2 pseudogenes are annotated in these 680 nt (G+C 62.1%); one reads left to right on the top strand and one right to left on the bottom strand.

The features are described 5' to 3' along the window. Positions 1–322: pseudogene (locus P792_RS38750) on the top strand (competence/damage-inducible protein A); the annotation flags it as partial. Positions 323–413: 91 nt separating this feature from the next. On the opposite strand, the pseudogene P792_RS38755 reads toward P792_RS38750, so the two are convergent. Beyond that, positions 414–680, bottom strand: a pseudogene (locus P792_RS38755) (acetyl-CoA carboxylase carboxyl transferase subunit alpha); the annotation flags it as partial.

A 680-nucleotide genomic window follows, 5' to 3' on the forward strand; every position in this document is an offset into this window, starting at 1 on the left:
GATGGCGGGCGTACCCTCGATCATGCAATCCATGTTCAACGCTCTGCTCCCAACCCTTGAAGGCGGGGCCCCTCTATGCTCCGTGGCATGGCATGCGGATTTGCGTGAGGGGACATTGGCCGAGGGGTTGGAGGCAATCCAGAACGATTTCCCGACGCTCGACCTTGGCTCCTATCCGTTTGAACGTGTTGATGGGCGAAAGGGTGTGTCTCTCGTCGCCAAGGGCTACGATTCAGATCAGGTGGCGCAAGCCGGTGAGCGCATCCGCCAACTGATCGATTCGCTTGGGGTGACGCCGGTCGAGGGTGAACCCGCCCCCTGAGAGGCACAAAAAAAACCGCCTGACCTGTTGGCCGGGCGGTTCTTCAACCTGATGGGCCGGGGCCGTCAGACCCCGTCCGTAAACCGGTGCCTCAGAGCGTGTCACGCCCCATCGCAAGGAACTTCTCGCGTCGCTTCGCCACCAGATTCTCTCCCTCGAAGGGAATGAGTTCGGCCAGCACATCGCCAATGGCGTCACCGACAGCGGCAATCGCTTCTTCCGGAAAACGCTGCGCCCCGCCGATGGGCTCGGGGATGATACGATCGATCAGGTGCAGCTTGAGAAGATCCTGAGCTGTCAGCTTGAGCGCCTCGGCCGCCGTAGCCGCCTGCTTGGGGTCGCGCCAGAGGATGGACGC

Source organism: Asaia sp. SF2.1 (genome assembly GCF_000505765.1).
Taxonomy (GTDB): domain Bacteria; phylum Pseudomonadota; class Alphaproteobacteria; order Acetobacterales; family Acetobacteraceae; genus Asaia; species Asaia bogorensis.